Raw genomic sequence first — 16,154 nt, 5'->3', positions numbered from 1 at the left:
GTGGAACTCCGTGTTCGCTTGATTGCCGCCGGTGAAACCCGCACCGGCCATGACGGCATGGGTCGCAGCCGCGGCGGACCGTTTCCAGGATCTGTGCATCCTGTAGGGACACGCCCGGCCGTGACGGTGAGGGAGAAGCCCTTGCTCCGCCGGACGCCCTATCCTGGTACGTATGGGGACACGCCCGACCCCTATCGGAAGGGCAACGGACCCCTTCCATTTTCCGCCATCGCGGTGCCGGCGCGCCGGTTGGCCAACTCCTTCGTAAATCGATCAAGGAGCACATCCGGACCTGGGAACCGCTCTTCGTCGATGCCATCCAGAAGGGCGACCGCCAGCCGTTGAGGCGCCGCTCCTGAGCGGTGTTTCCGGTGTTCCACCCTTGATCCGACAGGCGCCAGCGGCGCCGGCCGGCGCTACCTGGTATCGTCCGGCGTGGCCGCGTCGCCGCCGGTCGTCGTGCCATCCGACGTCGTGTACAGCGGCGTTTCCGTCGTCGAGGACGCCGTGCCGCCCGTGGAATAGCCGTCGCTGTCCCCCTGGGAGCGGGTGGTGTACGCGGGCCCGGTGCTGTAGCCCGTCGCCCCACCGTTCCCGTATGCCGTGGGTGCCGTCCGCGTGGCGCCGGCCGCATCATCCCGCGGCGCCGGCGGCGGGGACAAGGTGAAATCCGGCGGCGCGTCGCCGAAGAAATTCGGCGTATCCGGCTGATCCGGCTGGGGCGTCTTCAGCGTGTAATCCGGCGGTGTCGTGCTGTAGGGGTCCGTCGGCTCCTGGGGCTTCACCTTTGGCGTCTGGGTACGCTGCTCCGGCAACTCCGTACCCTTCATGCCAAAGGTCGGCAGGCCGTAGTTCTTGTCCACCGGAGGTGGCGGCGCCGGCCGGTAGCCTGGCGTCTCATACGTCTCCTGCGCCGGGTCCTGCCCGTACGATCGCGTCGGCGCGATCTTCTGCGCCAGGGCCGGGGTCGCGGCCAGCAGGACAAGCACTGAAACGGTCAGTCTCAAACCCGTCATCCCATCTCCCCTGGCTGACGTCGGCAAGGGACTTCGCCCGATCCCGGCCGGACAGGCAAATCGTTCCTGCGTGAGGCCGCAACTATTGCAACGCTTCCCGGCAGGTATCGACCAGGTGCGCGCCCAGCGCGCGGTAATCGGACGCCCGCGGCGCATTCTGCCGCCAGACCAGGCCCAGCGTGCGCCACGCGCCCGCACCGGCCAGCGGCCGCAGCACCAGGCCGGTGCCCTCGACGATCCCGGCGGCAACCGCCAAACGCGGCAGCAGGGTGATGCCCAGGCCGTTCGCCACCATCTGCACCAGCGTGTGCAGGCTGGTGGCGGCGAACCCGTCCTGCTCGCCGGTGCCGTCCCCGGCCAGCAGGCCGCATACCGCCAGCGCCTGGTCGCGCAGGCAGTGGCCGTCCTCCAGCAGCAGCAGGCGTTCCGTGCTCAGCGCCGCCGGGGAGATCTGTTCCTCGCCGGCCAGGCGGTGATCGGGCGGCAGGGCCACCACGAAGGCGTCCCGCGCCACCGGCATCGCCTCGGCCCCAGGGCACTCGCACGGCACCGCCAGCAGCAGCAGGTCCAGCCGGTTGGCATTCAGCCGGGCGGCCAGGTTGGCGGTGGTGTCCTCGCGCAGGTAGAGCTTCAGGCGGGGAAAGGCGCGACGCAGGGCCGGCATCAGCCGCGGCAGCAGGAACGGCCCGATGGTCGGGATGACCCCCATGCGCAGCGGGCCGCCCATCGGCTCCCGCGCCGCCAGCACGGCCTCCGACACCGCTTCCAGCGCCGACAGGGCGGTGCGGGCACGCTCCACCAGTTCCAGGCCCAGCGGCGTGAACACCACGTGGCGGCCGGCGTCACGGTCCAGGATGCTGGTGTCCAGTTGGCGCTCCAGCGCCAGCAGTCCGGCCGAGAGGGTGGATTGCGTCACCGAACAGGCCTGCGCGGCGCGGCCGAAGTGGCGGCTTTCGGCCAGGGCGATCAGATAGCGAAGCTGTTGCGGACTGGGAAGCAAGGTCATCGGTTTTATCGATCGAACAGTTCAATATCATTCATTTGCCAGGAGCTACACCTGTCACTACGTTGGCGGCAACGGCAAACACGCTGTTATGCCAAGACTTTATGGAGCGAATCTCGATGCTGACTGTAGGCGACACCTTTCCCGCTTTTGCCCTGAAGGCCGTCAAGGGCGGCCCGGCGGGGCTGAAGCTCGACACCGCCTTCACCGAAATCACTTCGACCAGCGACGAAGGCAAGTGGAAGCTGGTATTCTTCTGGCCGAAGGACTTCACCTTCGTCTGCCCGACCGAAATCGTCGCCTTCGGCAAGATGGCCGGCGACTTCGCCGACCGCGACACGGTGGTTTATGGCGTCTCGATCGACAGCGAGTTCGTCCACCTGAACTGGCGCCTGCACCATCAGGACCTGCGCACCCTGCCGATCCCGATGCTGGCCGACATCAAGCGGGAACTGGCGGCCGCGACCGGCGTGCTCGACAAGAATGAGGGCGTGGCCCTGCGCGCGACCTTCCTGGTCGACCCCAACAACGTCGTCCGCTACGCCGCGGTGAACGACCTCTCGGTCGGCCGCAATCCGGCGGAGGTCCTGCGCGTGCTCGATGCGCTGCAGACCGACGAACTCTGCCCCTGCAACTGGAAGAAGGGCGAGGAGGTGCTGCGCCCGGCCGCCTGATCGTTGACTCTTGTCTCTGCACACCTCCACTACGAGTACTTTCGCCCGGGCTTTGTCCCGGGCGCTTTCTTTTGACGCCGCGCAAGGAGCGCCCATGTCCCTGGAATCCCTGAAAGCCGCCCTTCCCGACTACGCGAAGGACCTTCGCCTGAACCTCGGCTCCCTGGCCGCCGAACCGGCGTTGCCGGACGAGGTGCGGGCCGGCACGTTCGTCGCCTCGGCCCTGGCGTCGCGCAACGCGCTGGTGACCGAGGCGATCGTCGCCGAATTCGCCCCCCACCTGTCGCCCGAGGCGCTGAATGCCGCCAAGGCCGCCGCGTCAATCATGGCGATGAACAATGTCTATTACCGCTTCACGCACCTGGTGGGCGGCGACTACCCGACGCTGCCGGCGAAGCTGCGGATGAACGTGATGGCCAGGCCGGGCGTGGACAAGGGGGCGTTCGAGCTGTGGTCGCTCGCCGTCTCCGCCATCAACGGCTGCGGCATGTGCATGAAGAGCCATGAGCAGGTGGTTCGCCAGCACGGGCTGACCGCCGAGCAGGTGCAGGCGGCCGTGCGTATCGCCGCGGTCGTGCATGCAGTCGCCGCCACGCTGGATGGCGAGCAGGCCCTGGCCCCGCAACTCGTGGCGGCCTGACTGCCGGGGGCGTCGCTTTGTCGTCTCCCCATCGTCATGGCCGGGCGTGTCCCGGCCATCCGCGCTTCGACGGTGGGGGTGGATGGCCGGGACACGCCCGGCCATGACGGTGAGAGAGCGGCGGGCCGCCGCTGCGAGTGGACGGCTCGCCCGCTGCGAGTGGACGACCCAGCCGCTACCGGACCTCAATCCAGGGCTTGGCCCCCGCCGCGACCCACACATCCACGCAGCCCGCCCGCCCGCGCTTGTACACAACCAGCCCGTCGAACGCGGCAATCGGCTGGTAGCGCGTCCAGACGCGCGCGAACGCCCGGTCAGCGGCGCCGAGCACCCGGATGTAGTTCGTCTTCGCACGGGTATCCACCACCGCGATATCCGGACAGCCGGCAATGAAATCATGCGCCACCCAGTGCGCGATCGGCCATTCCCGCCGCGCCGCCGGATCGAAGCCGGCGCGCCAGATCTCACCCTCCAGCGCCCACATCGAGTCGAAGCGCGACGCCCAGGTCACGCCGGTGTTGTTGACCACCGGAAAGCCCAGGGCGAGCCATTCCGAAAACGCGACATAGGACCGGGCATGCTCGGCCTGGATGATCTGCTCCAGGCGATAGACCGTGGTCTGCTGCAGCGCCATGGCATCGACGGCCTCGGGCTCCAGTTCCTGGACCGCTGTCCCAAAGAACACCAGGACCGAACAACAGGCGGCCGCCAGCGGCAGGCGCATCAGCCAATGCCGCCGCTGGCGCAGCTCGGTCGCACCCCACAGCGCCAGGGCCAGCACCGTGACGACGGTGGCCGGAATGCGATGGTAGTACCAGTTCTTGCCGTCGATGAAACAGATCACCGTGCTGGTCACGGCGAACGCCACCAGGGTCAACAACAGGCTGTAATCAACCCGGCTACGCCGGCGCAGCCAGAGCAGCGTCGCCGCCACGGCCTCACCGGACATCAGCAGGGCATAGTCGGGCAGCAGCCCCAGGAACGGCGTGTCGGTCCCCCCGTACAGGGCAATCGCCATCGGCACGGCACGATGCAGATAGGCCGGGAAGAACAGCGCAATCGCCCCGACATAGGCGACGAGCGTGGTGCCGGCAGCGAACGGCATGGCCCGCCACGGGCGCAGGCCGCGGGTCAGGGCCAAGCCTTCCAGCACCACGAACACGCCGGCGTAGAGCGGCTTCAACCCGCATCCCAGGGCAGCCAGGCCCCCGGCGACAATGGCGGCCGCCACGGTGGCGCGGCGGCCATCCAGCGACCGGGCGAAGATCGCCAGGTACGGCAGGAAGGCGGCGACCAGCAAATTCTCCCGCTGGCCCAGGTCCGCCGCGGGCAGCACCAGCAGGACCGAGCCGATGACGGCGAACACCGGCAGCCTGTCGGCAAAGATCCCCTCGCCGGTCCGCAGCAGGCTGGCGGTCCACCAGGCGCAGCCCAGCATGATGGCGACAAAAAGCGGCATGACGACGAAGTGCGGGCTGACGTCCAGCCATCGCGCGATTTCCAGCGGCACCGCCGAGACCCAGACGATCATCGGCGGATTCACCTCCACCACGTCGACATAAAGCTCCCGCCCGACCATCCAGCGCCGCGCCACGTACAGCAGCCAGGCGATGTCGTCCTTCATCGGCGACCGCAGGGCGACGAACAGCACCGCGGCCAGAACGGACAGCAGCAAAATCAGGCTGATGGCGGCAACCATCGGCCTGGGGCGCAGGTTGAGCGGGCCGGCAAGCCGGCTGAGGACGGACTTCATCAGGACTGATTCGGGCGCAGATGACCAGGAAGCGTGCGGTGATCGCACGCTTTGTTGCCACAACGTCAGAGCCGATCCAAGTGTTTAAATCGTGGCAGTGAGAGTCCCTTTGGCGCCGCCCCGTTTGGCGCCGGACGCTACCGCTCCAGCAGGGCGGCGATCCGGCGGGCAACCTGGAGCTGCGAGTAGGGCTTTTCGATCAGCCTGACGCCCGGCATGTCGCGCGCGGTCCCGCGCGAGGCGTTGTACCCTGAGGTCAGCAGCACCGGCACGTCCGGATGATGGGTCTTGAACCACTGGGCGAGGCCGAAGCCGTCCATCTGCCCCGGCATGCGGACGTCGCTGAACACCAGACTGACCGCCCCGCCCTCGGCCACCGCGGCGATCGCCTCGTCCGCGTCGCACGCCTCGACCACGTTGTACCCGCAATCCCGCAGGTATTCCGCGATCGGCATGCGCACCATGACTTCGTCCTCGACAACAAGAACGGTCGGCATGCTGCTGATCTGCGTTGGCGAAGAATGGCTGGGCATGGTCATCATGTTCATACCCGCAGATGTAATAGGGTGATCCCCCGAATGCGGCCTTCGGAGCGGCAACTTCTCGTGATGCCACACTATTTCCTGAGCCCACGGGCAATGTCGTCCAATACGTGTTGCGCCCGCCGATCGGCTTCGGCCTGCGCGGCGGCGGCGCGTTCGGCGATCAGGCGGTCCACCGCTTCCGCCGCCAGCCGGGCGGCCGCCAGGGCGGCGCGCGCGTCCTCCGCCTGGTGCCCGGCCTCGGCCAGCGCGACCCGGGAAACCTGTTGCTCGGTGCGCCAGTGGCGGCGCGTGGCGAGGAAGATGTCATGGAACAGCAGCGGGTCCGGTGCGGCGTCGGCGCGGGCCTGGTCGAGCCGCACGGCCTCCTCCAGCCGCCGGATCCGGTCCCCGGCCGCCGCTTCCGCCGCCAGACAGGCGGCCAGAGCCTGGCGCCGCTGATCGACCGCGCGCTGGCGGACCACGGAGAGAACCTTCAGCGGATCGCGTGCCATCGCTCAGCCCCGCATCGCCTGTTCCAGGCGCAGGAACGATTCATGGAAGCCGGTGGTTTCGTCGCGTCCTTGCCGCAGGACGTCCTCGATCAGCGGGGTCAGCCGCAGGGCTTCGTCAACCGCGGCGTCGGTGCCCGCCCGGTAGGCGCCCAGCCGCACCATGTCCACCATGTCGGCGTGCAGCGACAGGACCGCCCGCGCGCGGCGGACCAGGCCGGCCTGCTCGCCGTCCAGCACGGTCGCGGCGGTGCGCGACAATGATCGCAGCACGTCGATCGCCGGGTAGCGCCCGCCTTCGGCGATCTTGCGGTCCATGACGATGTGGCCGTCCAGGATGCCGCGCACGGCGTCGGCCACCGGCTCGTTGTGGTCGTCGCCCTCGACCAGGACGGTGAACAGGCCGGTGATGTGGCCGGCGCTGCCGTCCGGCTGCTGCACGCCGGGGCCGGCGCGTTCCAGCAACCGCGGCAGTTCGGCGAACACGCCGGGCGGGTAGCCGCGGGTGGCGGGCGGCTCGCCGAGCGAGAGGCCGATTTCGCGCAGCGCCAGGCAGAACCGGGTGACGCTGTCCATCAGCAGCAGCACCGACCTGCCCTGGTCGCGGAAGTATTCAGCAACCGTCATGGCCGTATAGGCGCACTGGCGGCGCATCAGCGGCGGCGAGTCGGAGGTGGCGACGACCACCACCGCACGCGCCAGGCCGTCCGCGCCCAGGTCGTCCTCGATGAATTCCCGCACCTCGCGGCCACGCTCGCCGACGAGGGCGAGGACCACGACGTCGCAGGCGGTGCCGCGGGTCAGCATCGCCAGCAGGGTGGACTTGCCGACGCCCGAACCCGAGAACAGGCCCAGCCGCTGCCCCTGCCGGCAGGTGGCGAAGCAGTTCAGCGCCCGCACCCCCAGGTCGATGCGCGGTCCCAGGCGCGCGCGGGCCGTGGCCTCGGGCGCGGGCACGCGGGTTGCCCGAGGCTCCGGCCCGCCCAGCAGCGGCCCCAGGCGATCGAGCGGCGCGCCTAGGGGATCGATCACCCGGCCAAGCCAGGATGGCGCGACATCCAGCATGTTGGCGTAGGGGTTGACCAGCACCGCCTCGGCACCATGGGTCAGCCCGTCCAGGGAGCCAAACGCCATGGCCTGCAAGGCGCCGTCGTTGAAGCCGATGACCTCGGCCGGGATGGCGCGGCTGTCGCGCCCGCGCAGGTCCAGCCGGTCACCGACGGCGGCGACGCCATTGAGGCCTTCGATGTCCACCCGCAGGCCGAGCAGGTTGGTCACGGTGCCGCCGACGCTGGCGGTTTGCAGGCGGCGCAGGCGTGCCCGGGCAGCAATGACGCGATCTTCGAGACTGGTGTATATCAATGAGACGGCTCCGTTTATATTTTGATGCGTTCGTTTTTTGGACTCACTGATTTTTGAGAATACGGTGGTATTTCAATGAAATTGCGCCAGGTCGTTGAATTTTTTGTAGCAAATCACACGCTATAGTGGTATTCATTCATTCATTATTTATTAAGGAGGAGCTGGATGCGGGTCCTGCTCGTTGAAGATGATGCGGTCGCTGCGCGCGGCATCACATTGATGCTGAAAGCCGCCGGCGCGGTGGTCGACCAGACCGATGGCGGCGAAGACGCGCTCGAACTGCTTCGTCACTATGAATATGATATTGTTCTCCTGGATCTTGCCTTGCCGGATATCGAAGGATTCGAGGTGGTGCGGCGGATGCGGATTTCCCGCAACGACACGCCGGTGCTGGTGCTGTCCGGCATGACCATGCCGCAGGCGCGGGTCAAGGCGCTCAGCCTCGGTGCCGACGACTTCATCATCAAGCCGTATGACAAGGCCGAACTGCTGGCCCGGATGCAGGCGATCGTCCGGCGCAGCAAGGGGTTCAGCCAGCCCACCGTCCGCCTCGGGCGGCTGGAGCTGAACCTGGACAGCCGGGAAGTGATGGTCGACGGGCGCGAGGTGCACCTGACCGGCAAGGAATATTCGATCCTGGAACTGCTGGTTCTGCGCAAGGGCATGGTCCTGACGAAGGAGGCCTTCCTGAACCATCTCTACGGCGGGATGGATGAACCAGAGGTTAAGATCATCGACGTTTTCGTATGCAAGCTGCGAAAAAAGCTCGCCCGCGCCGGGGCCGACGGCATCATCGGCACGATCTGGGGCCGCGGCTACATGATCCGGGAGCCGGCCAGCCAGGACCTGTTCCCGCCGCCGTTCGAGCCGATCCGGGTGGCGCCGCTGTCGCCAGTCGCCTGAAGGTCACGGATCATCCCCTGGCGGTGCCGGGCACAGCATGAGAGGGCATGGGGAAACGCGGATGCCTGCAACCAGCAAAATGCTCAATGACATGTCCGAGCTTATCGTCGAGCGCGCCCATGTCGTCTCGAACACGCTCGGACCCGGCTTCGTCGAGGCGGTGTACCGGAATGCGCTGGCCCACGAGCTGCGCAAGGCCGGGCTGCACGTCAGCCAGCAGCATCCCGTCACGGTGCAGTATGACGGCGTCGACGTCGGCAGCTATACGGCCGATCTGCTGGTCGAGAATGCGGCGATGATCAGCGTGCAGGCAACCGAGGCGCTGGCACCCGGCCACGTGGCGCGGGCCACCCATTTCCTGAAGGCGACCGGATTGCCGCTCTGCCTGCTGTTCAACTTCGGCACCCCGCGGCTGGAAATCAGACGGATGGTCAACGGCATCGCGCACAGCAGGACCTTGCGCTTGTTTGCCGCCGCGGGCGGGTGAGCCCGGGCAGGCCGAGTGCGCCGGGAGCGTGAGGGCTACGGCCTGGACGACGGCTGCCAGGTGCTACCGATGACCGCCGGATCGTCGATGCCGTCCGGAAGGTCCGTGAACACGCGCATGTCGGCAGGGCGCCGATCCGGCCTGGCCGTGTTGAATGGCCCCGCGCCGGGAATGACGACGGTGTATCGCCTCACGACTGCTTCCAGAGTTTGGCGAAGGTTACGGCCTGATTCTCGATCTCATGGGGTGGCGGCAGAGGCATCGGCAAATCGGCGTCCCCGAGCGCGACGAGCAACGCGGCATAGTCGCGCAGCCCGAGAAGCCGGATGGCCTCGTTCCTGGCCAGGCGTCCCTGTGAGTACGCCAGCAACGGATCATCCGTGATCGGGTCGGCGCCATCCGCGGTTATGGCCTCCAGGTGCTCCCGGACGATCGCCGTCATTGTCGTTCCATGGGCGGCGGCATACGACTTGGCTCGCGCCACAAGATCGTCCGGCAGGTTGAGCGTCGAGTTCCTCAGCATGTCCCACCTCCAGTGGCCACACATACATGCCATATGCGGACGTTTCTTATTGCCTCAACACCATGCCAGGGGTCAGACCGACGTCGGTTGCGAACAGAGTTAGCCAGCCGACGGCGCCGGCACCGCGATAGGGGAAATGGGCGAGAGGTCCGTTGCCCCTCCGTCATGGCCGGGCGTGTCCCGGCCATCCACCCCCCGCCGTCGAAGCGCGGATGGCCGGAACACGCCCGGCCATGACGATAGAGCGACGACCTCGCTCCGCGTGCCCATCGGCGCCTGCGCGTCCGCATCTTCATAGGAGACAAGCGCACATCGGTGGTGCCGGCGAACTGCAATGCCGATTGCCCCGGCTCAACTCTCACGCCGCCTTCGCCTGCCGCACGATCTGGTCCAGCGACTTCAGCGTGTCGCGGGCGAACTTCAGCCGCGTCACCACGTCCATGTCGCGCGAGATCGCCAGCTTGTGGTCCGGCCGCAGCCGTACCATGCCCCCCTTGCTGGACAGCCAGCGCACCAGCCCCGCCGGGTTGGAGAACGCATTGCCGCGGAAGCTGATCACCATGCCCTTCGGCCCGGCCTCCAGCTTCTCCACCCCCGTCTCCCGGCAAGCGCGCTTCAGCGCGACGACGCCCAGCAGGTTCTCCACCTCCTCCGGCAGCTTGCCGAAGCGATCGACCAGTTCCGCCGCCATCGCGTCGGTCTCGGCGTCCGAGGCCAGCGCGCCGATGCGCCGGTACAGCCCCAGCCGCACCGGCAGGTCGCGCACATAGTCCTCCGGGATTAGCACCGGCAGGCCGAGCGAGATATTCGGCGTCCAGTCGCGCTCCTGCCCGGCCCGCTTGCCCTCGCCGGCGCGGATATCGGCCACTGCGTCCTCCAGCATCTGCTGGTACAGCTCGATGCCGACTTCCCGGATATGGCCGGACTGCTCGTCGCCCAGCAGGTTGCCGGCGCCGCGGATGTCCAGGTCGTGCGAGGCCAGGGTGAACCCGGCGCCCAGCGTGTCCAGGGTCTGCATCACTGTCAGCCGCTTCTCCGCCGCGACGGACAGGCGATGGCTCGCCGGCCAGGTCAGGTAGGCGTAGCCGCGCTGCTTGCCGCGCCCGACGCGCCCGCGCAACTGGTACAGCTGCCCCAGGCCGAACATGTCGGCGCGATGGATCACCAGCGTGTTCACCGCCGGCATGTCGAGGCCGCTTTCGACGATGTTGGTGGACAGCAGGATGTCGTACTTGCCGTCGCTGAACTCGGTCATCACCCGTTCCAGCTCCGTCGGCGCCAGCCGCCCGTGTGCCTGTACCGTCTTCGCCTCCGGCACGATCTCCTTCAGCCGCTCGGCCATGCGGGGAAGGTCCTCGATGCGGGGAACGACGCAGAACACCTGGCCGCCGCGGAAGCGCTCGCGCTGCAGGGCCTCGCGGATCACCACGGCGTCGAACGGCATGATGAAGGTGCGCACCGCCAGGCGATCGACCGGCGGGGTGGCGATCACCGACATCTCCCGCACCCCGGTCAAGGCCAGCTGCAAGGTGCGCGGGATCGGCGTCGCGGTCAGCGTCAGCACGTGCACGTCGGCCTTCATCGCCTTCAGCCGTTCCTTATGCGCGACGCCGAAATGCTGCTCCTCGTCGACGATCAGCAGCCCGAGGTCGGAGAACTGCACCCCCTTCGCCAGCAGCGCATGGGTGCCGACGACTATGTTGATGTCGCCATTGGCCAGGCCGCGCCGCACCTCGTTGGCTTCCTTCGCCGTCACCATGCGCGACAGCTGCGCCACCTTCACCGGCAGCCCGGCGAAGCGGGCCGAGAACACGCGGTAATGCTGCCGGGCGAGCAGCGTCGTCGGCACCACCACCGCGACCTGCGATCCGGCCATCGCCGCGATGAAGGCGGCCCGCAGCGCCACCTCGGTCTTGCCGAAGCCGACGTCGCCGCAGATCAGGCGGTCCATCGGCTTGCCGGAGGCGAGATCTTCCAGCACGTCGGCGATCGCGCGGGACTGGTCTTCTGTCTCCGCGAACGGGAAGCGGGCGCAGAATTCGTCCCAGGCGCCCTCCGGCGGCGCCATCATCTCGGCGTCGCGGATCTTGCGGGCGGCGGCGGTGCGGATCAGCTCGCTCGCCATGTCGCGGATGCGCTGCTTCATCCGCGCCTTGCGGGTCTGCCAGCCGGCACCGCCCAGCTTGTCCAGCGCCACGCCTTGGTGCTCGCTGCCATAGCGCGACAGCAGCTCGATGTTCTCGACCGGCAGGAACAGTTTTTCCCCGCCGTCGTAGATCAGCCGCAGGCAATCGTGCGGCGCGTTGCTGACGGCCAGCGTGGCCAGCCCGTCGTAGCGGCCGATGCCGTAGTCCTGGTGCACCACCAGGTCGCCCTCGGCGATTTCCGTCGCCTCGGCGATGAACTGATCCGCCCGCTTGCGCCGGCGCGGCGGGCGGGAGATGCGCTCGCCCAGCAGGTCCTGCTCGCCCACCACGGCCAGGCGCTCGGCCACGAAGCCGCGCTCCAGCCCAAGCACCACCAGCGACATCGAGCCGGCGGGCTTGCGGCGGATCGCGGCGTAGTCGTCTTCCTGCGCCACGTCCTTGAAGCCGTTCTCGCGCAACAGGTTGGTCAGCCGCTCGCGCGAACCGCGAGTCCAGGCGGCGATGACGATGCGCCGCCCCTCGGTGGTCCAGCGCTCCGCTTGGCCGCGCAACTGGTCGAACACGGTGGTGCCCGGGCCGGCGGCGGACTGGGCGAAAATCGGCCCGGGCCGCCCGCCGCCGTTGATCCCCTCGGCGCCATCCGGCATGCCGAACGGGGTGAAGGCCATCAGCGGGCCGAAGGACAGCATTTCGGCCCAGCCCTCGCGGTCCAGGTACAGCATGGACGGCGGCAACGGCCGGTACGGCACCTCGCCGTCGCGCGGCAGCGCCTTCCGTGCCTGGAAGTGATCTGCCACCATCTCCAGCCGCGCCTCCAGCACCTCGTCCGCCTGGTGATCGAGGCTGACCGAGGCGTCCGGCAGGTAATCCAGCAGGTTCTCCATGGTCGGATGGAACAGCGGCACCCAGTGCTCCATCCCCGGATGGCGCCGCCCCTCCGAGATCGACAGGTAGATCGGGTCGTTGGCCGCCTCCTGGCCGAACAGGTCGCGCCAGCCGGTGCGGAAGCGGGCGACCGACTCCTTGTCCAGCGGCACTTCCGAGACCGGCCGCAACGACAGGCGCTGCAGCCGCCCGGCGCTGCGCTGCGAGGACGGGTCGAAAGCGCGGATCGATTCGATGGTATCGCCGAACAGGTCGAGCCGGACCGGATCAGGCTCCCCGGCCGCCCAGATGTCGATGATGCCGCCGCGCATGGCATACTCGCCCGGCTCTATCACCGTGTTGGCGCGGCCGTAGCCGTTGGATTCCAGGAACGCGGCGAGCTTCTCCGGCTGCACCTGGCCGTTTACCGCCAGTTGCATGTTGGCGCCGGCGAAGGCGGCACGCGGCGGCACCCGCTGCACCAGGGCGTTCACTGTCGTCAGGATGATGCGCGGCCCGGTGGGCTTTTCCAGCAGCCGCGCCAGGGTGGCGATGCGCTCCGACACCAGCGCCGGGTTGGGCGAGACGCGGTCGTACGGCAGGCAGTCCCACGCCGGGAAGCGCAGCACCTCGGCCTCCGGGATGGCAAAGGCCAACGCCTCGGCCAGGCGGGCCATGCGGGCGTCGTCACGGGCGACGTGCAGGACGCAGCCGGCGTGTTCGCGGCGGCGCTTCGCCAGCAGAAAGGCGTCCCACCCCTCGGGCGCACCCCAGATTCTCATCGGATCGGTCATCGCTTCAGATAATCTCGCATGCGGCGGAGCATGGCCGTCTCCTGCTCGGGCGGAATCGGCGCGCGGCCGGTCAGCCAGTCGGCCAGCACCGTGTCGGGGATTTCCATCACCGCTTCCAGCGCGTCGATGTCGGCTTCGCTCAAGGAGGATAGGTGCGCCTGCACAAATCCGCCAATCATCAGGTCGTTCTCGAACGTTCCGCGGTGCGTGGCGCGGAACAACAGGCGTCGGCGTCGGGTGTCCAACGCAGCATGGTCTGGTTGAGTCATCGGCCCGCTGTCATATAGCGGCGAGACCGTGAACTGTCAGCCTGTGAACCCCGACTCGCTCGCACCGCTTTTTGCGCCCCTCTCCGGTTTGCGTGGCATCCGGCCTGAAGTAGCCGGCCTGATCGCGCGCGCCGCCGGCGGCGACCGGGTGATCGACCTGCTGTTCCACATGCCCGAATCCTACCTGGATCGCACCGCGCGGCCAACAATCAAGGACGCGAAACCGGGCATGGTGGCGACTCTGGCGGTGGAGGTAGTGCGGCACGAGCGGCCGGCGACGTCCCGCCAGCCGTGGCGGATCGTCGTCAAGGATGACACCGGCGTTGCCGAGCTCGTGTACTTCCGCTTCACGCGGGAGGCGCAGTTGCCGCCGGGGACGAAGCTGCTGGTGTCGGGCAAGCTGGATAACTTCAACAATCGCCTGACCATGCCCCACCCCGACCACCTGCTGCCGATGGACCAGGCCGATCGGCTGCCGGCGATCGAGCCGGTGTGGCCGCTGACGGCGGGGCTGCAGGCGTGGCACATCAGCAAGGGGCTCGCCAGGGCGCTGCCGCTGGTGCCGCCGCTGCCGGAATGGCACGACCCGGCGCTGCTGAAGCGGCAGAAATGGCCGCCGTTCGAGGAGGCCCTGCGCGCCGTGCAGGCTCCGGCGAACGGCGTGCCGGACAAGCGGATGCGGGCACGCCTGGCGTATGACGAGTTGCTCGCCGGACAGGTCGCGACCGCCGTGATCCGCGGCCGGGTGCGGGCACGCGCCGGCCAGCCGCTGGAGGGCGATTCCCACCTGCGCCGCGTCGCGTTGCAGCGCTTCGGCCTGCCGCTGACGCGGTCGCAGGTGCAGGCGTTGCAGGAGATCGACGCCGATCTTGCCTCGCCGCGGCGGATGCTGCGGCTGCTGCAGGGGGATGTGGGGTCGGGCAAGACCATGGTGGCGATGCTGGCCATGCTGCGGGCAGTGGAGGCCGGCAAGCAGGCGGCGCTGATGGCACCGACGGAAGTGCTGGCCAAGCAGCACCACCGGACGCTGTCGAAGCTGTGCCAGGTGCCGGTGGCGCTGCTGACCGGCTCGGTCAAGGGCAAGGAGAGGGCCCGACTGCTGCGCGGCCTGAAGGATGGCAGCATCCAGATGGTCTGCGGCACGCATGCGCTGTTCCAGGATGCGGTGGACTATCACGATCTGGCCGTGGCGGTGATCGACGAGCAGCACCGGTTCGGGGTCAACCAGCGGCTGACGCTGGGCGCCAAGGGCAAGCGGACCGACGTGCTGGTGATGACGGCGACGCCAATTCCACGCACCCTGTTGCTGACCCAGTGGGGCGAGATGGACGTCAGCCGCCTGACCGAGAAGCCGGCCGGGCGCCTGCCCATCCGCACGACGCTGCACTCGCTGGGGACGCTGCCGACGGTGCTGGAGGGTGTCGCCCGCAAGCTGGACGAAGGCGCGCAGGTCTACTGGGTCTGCCCGCTGGTCGCCGAAAGCGAGGCACTGGACGTCGCCGCGGCGCAGGAACGGTATGAGGCGCTGAAGCTGCGTTTCGGCGATCGCGTCGGCCTGGCGCATGGCCAGCAGGCGCCGGAGGCGCGTGACGCCGCTCTCGCCGGCTTCGCATCCGGCACGATCCGGCTGCTGGTTGCCACCACGGTGGTGGAGGTCGGCGTCGACGTGCCGGAGGCGACGGTGATGGTGATCGAGCATGCCGAACGGTTTGGTCTTGCGCAGTTGCATCAGTTGCGCGGCCGGGTCGGACGCGGGGCCGAAGCCAGTTTCTGCCTGCTGCTGCACGAGGACTGGGTGAACGAGACGGCCCGCCGGCGGCTGACTCTGCTGCGCGACACCGATGACGGGTTCCTGATCGCCGACGAGGATTTCCGCCTGCGCGGCGGCGGCGATGCGCTGGGCACGCGGCAGGCGGGGCTGCCGGGCTACAAGCTGGCCGATCCGGTGGATCATGAGTCGCTGCTGCATCTGGCGCATCGCGACGCGGCGGTGCTGGTTTCACGCGACCCGAAGCTGGAGACGCCGCGCGGCCGGGCGATCCGGGTGCTGCTGCGGCTGTTCGAGCGGACGGCGGCGATGCGGACCCTGGCGGCGGGATAGGCTGTGAGTCACGGGATGAAGCGGTGCAGGCCGTCCTTCAGCAGCACGCTGTTGAAGTTCATCAGCAGGTCGATCCCGCAGCCGCTGAGGCGCAGGTAGGTGAGGGTCTGGGCTTCGTGGATCGGGAGGATCCGCTCGACCGACTTGAGTTCGAGCAGTACAGTCCGATCAACGATGATGTCGGCACGATAAACCCTTGTCGATTCGGAGGTCTTCATAAACAAGCGGAAGCGGGACTTCGGTTTCGAAGGGCAGGCCATCGTGCTGCAGTTCCCAGCAAAGGCATTGCTTGTAGACGGATTCGAGCAATCCCGGGCCAAGTTTTCTGTGCACCTTGATGGCCAGACGGATGATCCGGTCGGTGACGACCGGGCCGGGTTCGGGGGATCGGAGCTTCATGGCGCTGCTTATGCGCTGGGATTGGCTAACGGGGGGTTAACCGATGGGTTCGTGTTTGCGTTAGCTTCATTTTTTCGACGCAGAGCGCGCAGAGCGGAGCGCAGAGTCCGCAGAGAAGGAATTTTTGCCGCTCCGCGGCCGCCTTTGGCGCAACACCGCCTCTGCGGACTCTGCGCTCCGCTCTGC

16 protein-coding genes are annotated in these 16,154 nt (G+C 68.2%); 5 read left to right on the top strand and 11 right to left on the bottom strand.

The features are described from left to right. Nucleotides 1-416: 416 nt before the first annotated feature. Together CCS01_RS19635 and CCS01_RS19630 are read right to left on the bottom strand one after the other, a co-directional pair. A complete protein-coding gene (locus CCS01_RS19635) occupies nucleotides 417-1,016 on the bottom strand; it encodes a hypothetical protein (protein WP_146101853.1) in 600 nt (199 codons plus the stop codon). Between the two features lie 82 nt (nucleotides 1,017-1,098). After that, nucleotides 1,099-2,022 carry a hydrogen peroxide-inducible genes activator gene (locus tag CCS01_RS19630; RefSeq protein WP_104520462.1) on the bottom strand — a complete coding sequence of 308 codons (924 nt, stop codon included), beginning with the start codon at nucleotides 2,020-2,022 and terminating at the stop codon, nucleotides 1,099-1,101. A gap of 116 nt (nucleotides 2,023-2,138) precedes the next feature. On the opposite strand from CCS01_RS19630, the gene CCS01_RS19625 reads away from it, so the two are divergent. After that, nucleotides 2,139-2,693 (top strand): peroxiredoxin, encoded by a 555-nt coding sequence (locus CCS01_RS19625; protein WP_104520465.1) that lies wholly within the window; start codon nucleotides 2,139-2,141, stop codon nucleotides 2,691-2,693. A gap of 94 nt (nucleotides 2,694-2,787) precedes the next feature. Then, nucleotides 2,788-3,333: a carboxymuconolactone decarboxylase family protein gene (locus tag CCS01_RS19620; RefSeq protein ID WP_104520461.1), complete on the top strand. Its 546-nt coding sequence runs from the start codon at nucleotides 2,788-2,790 to the stop codon at nucleotides 3,331-3,333. 175 nt (nucleotides 3,334-3,508) lie between these two features. Here the strand turns inward: CCS01_RS19620 and CCS01_RS19615 are convergent, their stop codons facing one another. From CCS01_RS19615 to CCS01_RS19600, 4 genes are all read right to left on the bottom strand, one after another. Further along, on the bottom strand, nucleotides 3,509-5,086 hold the full coding sequence (locus CCS01_RS19615; protein WP_104520460.1) for a hypothetical protein: 1,578 nt from the start codon (nucleotides 5,084-5,086) through the stop codon (nucleotides 3,509-3,511). Nucleotides 5,087-5,223: 137 nt separating this feature from the next. Then, nucleotides 5,224-5,583, bottom strand: coding sequence for a response regulator (locus tag CCS01_RS19610; RefSeq protein ID WP_158258499.1), 360 nt, complete (start codon nucleotides 5,581-5,583; stop codon nucleotides 5,224-5,226). A 119-nt stretch (nucleotides 5,584-5,702) separates the two neighbouring features. After that, nucleotides 5,703-6,122 carry a hypothetical protein gene (locus tag CCS01_RS19605; RefSeq protein ID WP_104520458.1) on the bottom strand — a complete coding sequence of 140 codons (420 nt, stop codon included), beginning with the start codon at nucleotides 6,120-6,122 and terminating at the stop codon, nucleotides 5,703-5,705. A 3-nt stretch (nucleotides 6,123-6,125) separates the two neighbouring features. Further along, nucleotides 6,126-7,481, bottom strand: a complete 1,356-nt coding sequence (locus CCS01_RS19600) for a FliI/YscN family ATPase (RefSeq protein WP_408887496.1) — start codon at nucleotides 7,479-7,481, stop codon at nucleotides 6,126-6,128. A gap of 165 nt (nucleotides 7,482-7,646) precedes the next feature. Between CCS01_RS19600 and ctrA the strand changes: the two genes are divergently transcribed. Together ctrA and CCS01_RS19590 are read left to right on the top strand one after the other, a co-directional pair. Then, nucleotides 7,647-8,384, top strand: a complete 738-nt coding sequence (gene ctrA, locus CCS01_RS19595) for a response regulator transcription factor CtrA (RefSeq protein WP_104520457.1) — start codon at nucleotides 7,647-7,649, stop codon at nucleotides 8,382-8,384. Between the two features lie 61 nt (nucleotides 8,385-8,445). Next, complete coding sequence (locus CCS01_RS19590) at nucleotides 8,446-8,871, top strand: GxxExxY protein (RefSeq protein WP_104520456.1); 426 nt, start codon at nucleotides 8,446-8,448, stop codon at nucleotides 8,869-8,871. A gap of 190 nt (nucleotides 8,872-9,061) precedes the next feature. Here CCS01_RS19590 and CCS01_RS19585 read toward each other — a convergent pair whose 3' ends face one another. From CCS01_RS19585 to CCS01_RS19575, 3 genes are all read right to left on the bottom strand, one after another. After that, nucleotides 9,062-9,394 carry a DUF6364 family protein gene (locus CCS01_RS19585; protein WP_104520455.1) on the bottom strand — a complete coding sequence of 111 codons (333 nt, stop codon included), beginning with the start codon at nucleotides 9,392-9,394 and terminating at the stop codon, nucleotides 9,062-9,064. Nucleotides 9,395-9,752: 358 nt separating this feature from the next. Continuing rightward, on the bottom strand, nucleotides 9,753-13,187 hold the full coding sequence (mfd, locus tag CCS01_RS19580; protein WP_239992266.1) for a transcription-repair coupling factor: 3,435 nt from the start codon (nucleotides 13,185-13,187) through the stop codon (nucleotides 9,753-9,755). 8 nt (nucleotides 13,188-13,195) lie between these two features. Further along, nucleotides 13,196-13,378 carry an FAD assembly factor SdhE gene (locus CCS01_RS19575; RefSeq protein WP_408887497.1) on the bottom strand — a complete coding sequence of 61 codons (183 nt, stop codon included), beginning with the start codon at nucleotides 13,376-13,378 and terminating at the stop codon, nucleotides 13,196-13,198. Nucleotides 13,379-13,496: 118 nt separating this feature from the next. Here CCS01_RS19575 and recG point away from each other — a divergent pair, with 118 nt between their 5' ends. After that, nucleotides 13,497-15,569 carry an ATP-dependent DNA helicase RecG gene (recG, locus tag CCS01_RS19570; RefSeq protein ID WP_239992265.1) on the top strand — a complete coding sequence of 691 codons (2,073 nt, stop codon included), beginning with the start codon at nucleotides 13,497-13,499 and terminating at the stop codon, nucleotides 15,567-15,569. Between the two features lie 8 nt (nucleotides 15,570-15,577). On the opposite strand, the gene CCS01_RS35755 is transcribed toward recG, so the two are convergent. Both CCS01_RS35755 and CCS01_RS36165 read right to left on the bottom strand, forming a co-directional pair. After that, the gene (locus CCS01_RS35755; protein WP_275112939.1) at nucleotides 15,578-15,829 is read right to left on the bottom strand and encodes a GxxExxY protein; all 252 of its coding nucleotides are present in this window, start codon (nucleotides 15,827-15,829) and stop codon (nucleotides 15,578-15,580) included. Further along, nucleotides 15,738-15,968 carry a GxxExxY protein gene (locus tag CCS01_RS36165; protein WP_204848360.1) on the bottom strand — a complete coding sequence of 77 codons (231 nt, stop codon included), beginning with the start codon at nucleotides 15,966-15,968 and terminating at the stop codon, nucleotides 15,738-15,740. Before CCS01_RS36165 ends, CCS01_RS35755 begins: the two co-directional genes overlap by 92 nt. Between the last annotated feature and the right edge of the window lie 186 nt (nucleotides 15,969-16,154).

The sequence above is a fragment of the Rhodopila globiformis genome, from assembly GCF_002937115.1.
GTDB classification, from domain to species: domain Bacteria; phylum Pseudomonadota; class Alphaproteobacteria; order Acetobacterales; family Acetobacteraceae; genus Rhodopila; species Rhodopila globiformis.
Note: the sequence above shows the minus strand (reverse complement) of the source record. Positions and strands in the feature narration are given on the sequence as shown.